Here is a 2,671-nt window from a genome sequence, read left to right as displayed (position 1 = left end):
TGTCTGATTGAAAATAAAAAAACTGAAACCTGGGATAATAATACAAACAAGAAGATTACATTATTACACCCTAAAATTCGTCAACATACTATAGATTTTATAAATGATGCTGAAAGAAAATTAAATTTAAAGTTAAGGGTTTCTGATGGTTATAGATCTATTGAAGAACAAAATAAACTTTACGATAAAGGTAGAAAAAATTCAGAACCCATTGTAACAACAGTTAAAGGTGGATATAGTTTTCATAATTATGGATTGGCGATTGATGTGGTAGAAATTTTAGATAAAAAGGCCATTTATTTTGACAATAAACACCCAAAAATAAAAGAAATTGTAGAAATAGCAAAATCGTACGGCTTTTTATGGGGTGGTGACTGGGTTACATTTAAAGATTATCCACATTTTGAATTTAGATACGGTTTTACTACTACTCAACTTTTAAAAAAATATAATGCAGGAGATATAGATGCTGAAGGTTATGTCAATATTAATTAATATTTTAATATTTTATTCTCTTATTGGAAATGCTAATGCTGATATTTTTGAAACTCAATCGTTTTCAACTGAAGGGGCAGAATTAATTTGCGATTACAAAAAAAGTAACGAATTAGTATTGAATGTTTATGGAGAAACATTTTCAAGTAAGATTAAAGTTATAAAAAGCAAAACTCATAATTATAATATCCATGCTAAATTTGATTATTATGACCTCCCCATTTATGAAAAATTTCGCAAAATTTTAAGTGTTAATTATGATTTTTACGTTGAAAATGACCAAGTCATTGAATCGTCATTACTAGACTCTGATTTAAATCAAGCAATAAAAGATATTTATAAATCTATCCAACAAATTTTAAATGAAGCTCATGAAAATAAAAAATGTTTATCATGGCGTTTTTAGTGAATCATGAGTTATATATGTGAAATGTCTCGGTTAAGATATTGAAGAAAATTGAATGAACTGCACATAAAACCATCTTTATGGTGGAAGAGGCGCAAAGTGCAATCTCTAACCAAACCCCTGTTAATGCTAACACGCCGATACTTTCTAACCTATCAATGGATGGTAAAGCATGGTTTATTCATCCTGTGGGAATTTCTATTCTGAGAGAAAATAAAATAGATTATTGTTCAATAAAATTTCATAGAATTTCAAAAATAGTATTAAGGCATGAAGGAGGATATGTAAATAACCCAAATGATTCAGGAGGAGCAACAAATAGAGGAATAGCTTGGAATACATGGGTGGCATATGCAAAGCAAGATTTGGGAATAGATCCTACTTTAGATAATTTAAAAAAACTTACAGATGAACAGGCTGAAATTATCTATAGAAAAAGATATTGGCAACCAAAAGGATTTTGCAGAATAGAAAATGATAGATTAGGGTTAATGATATATGATTGGTCAATTACTTCGGGGGGAGCAATAAAAAAAATACAACAACTTCTAGTAAACGAGTTTAATCAAGATCTTAATATTGATGGCAAAATGGGAAAAGCAACAGCTCTTATTATAAATTCTCTTTCTGAACAGGATAAATTATTAACACGTATTACTGAAATTAGAAAAGAATATTATACTAATTTAGCTATTAAAAAGGATGGCACCCATACGAAAAACCATGTATTTCTAAAAGGTTGGTTAAATAGAGTAGATGATTGTTTAACAGTGGAAATTGAAGAGGATTAGTGTATGAGAAACATATTTTTTGTTTTATTTTTTTTATTGCATTTAGATTATGCATGCGCTTTAGATATTAATCAAACTTGGACCGAAGAAGTTTATCTAGAAAAAAATCAAATACCTTATAGTGTTTTTTCAATACAATTGAAAATTGATGCTAATAATAAAGTTGATGGGGAATTATGCTCTATTGTTAATTATGGTAACAAGATAGATTGCCCGATACCTTTTTCATCTAAATTAATTAATAATGAAATTGAAGTTCATTTTGATAGTACTTTTGGTGGTAAAAATGGTACAGCTATTATTAAGCTACAAGAAAACAATTTAGTTTGGAATTTGATTAAAAATCCTAATGGAGAATATTATTTTGCAAAGAAAGCAACATTACTTCCTGAAAAAATTGAAAACTATTAAATAGTGATTTGTATATTGTAAAAGATCTGAATGTCTTTTAAGACAATAGCAACATTGATAATATTTATCTAATTAATATTGGAATTAATGGAAGTACGAATGACTTTTTAATACTAACGCGATATCCATTATGATAAAAGTATTAATTGATAAACAAACAAAAAGAGAAATATTTGTTGATAGACGTTGTCAAATAATACCATAAACTTAAAAAAATGCTAAAGCGTGGTAGCTTATTTAAAATTAGCTTCATCTATACTAGCAGCAGAACAAGTAGCAACTCAACCAGAAATAGCTTCTTCAGTATCAAGTTATTATTGGAAAATAATAAAACCAAGATTAAACATTAAAGCAGATAAAGATGATTTATTTTGGGTATCCGTTTACATTAATGAATGGGCAAAACAAAAAAATCCTTACTGTTTAGATAAACCGAAATAATCAAATAATAGGTGTCATCGTGTTCAAATGTCAGAGATGGCAAAAAAGTCTTTGGAGTAGATAATTTATGAAACAATGGTTACCTATTTTATGGTTTTTATTTGTATTAAAGAGAAATGGGTACAAC

The 2,671-nt window shown here is 27.9% G+C and carries 5 protein-coding genes; all 5 read left to right on the top strand.

The genetic code is table 11. From position 1 onward, the window contains the following. Positions 1 to 495 (top strand): M15 family metallopeptidase (locus O970_RS09250; protein WP_133459416.1); only part of this gene is annotated, 495 nt, incomplete at its 5' end. Beyond that, entirely contained in the window at positions 479 to 901 is a 423-nt protein-coding gene (locus O970_RS09245; protein ID WP_238610632.1) for a hypothetical protein, read from the top strand. The genes O970_RS09250 and O970_RS09245, both read left to right, overlap by 17 nt. Before the next feature lie 83 nt (positions 902 to 984). After that, on the top strand, positions 985 to 1,692 hold the full coding sequence (locus O970_RS09240) for a glycoside hydrolase family 108 protein (protein ID WP_238610631.1): 708 nt from the start codon (positions 985 to 987) through the stop codon (positions 1,690 to 1,692). Positions 1,693 to 1,695: 3 nt separating this feature from the next. Beyond that, positions 1,696 to 2,103, top strand: a complete 408-nt coding sequence (locus O970_RS09235) for a hypothetical protein (RefSeq protein ID WP_133459414.1) — start codon at positions 1,696 to 1,698, stop codon at positions 2,101 to 2,103. A gap of 225 nt (positions 2,104 to 2,328) precedes the next feature. Then, a complete protein-coding gene (locus O970_RS09230; RefSeq protein ID WP_133459413.1) occupies positions 2,329 to 2,544 on the top strand; it encodes a hypothetical protein in 216 nt (71 codons plus the stop codon). The last annotated feature ends 127 nt before the right edge of the window (positions 2,545 to 2,671 follow it).

The sequence above is a fragment of the Candidatus Schmidhempelia bombi str. Bimp genome, from assembly GCF_000471645.3.
Lineage (GTDB): Bacteria > Pseudomonadota > Gammaproteobacteria > Enterobacterales > Orbaceae > Utexia > Utexia bombi.
Note: the sequence above shows the minus strand (reverse complement) of the source record. Positions and strands in the feature narration are given on the sequence as shown.

Coding starts and splice junctions, on each gene's coding strand:
- O970_RS09245 (WP_238610632.1), top strand. CDS start 479: ATGTCAATATTAATTAATATTTTAATATTTTATTCTCTTATTGGAAAT.
- O970_RS09235 (WP_133459414.1), top strand. CDS start 1,696: ATGAGAAACATATTTTTTGTTTTATTTTTTTTATTGCATTTAGATTAT.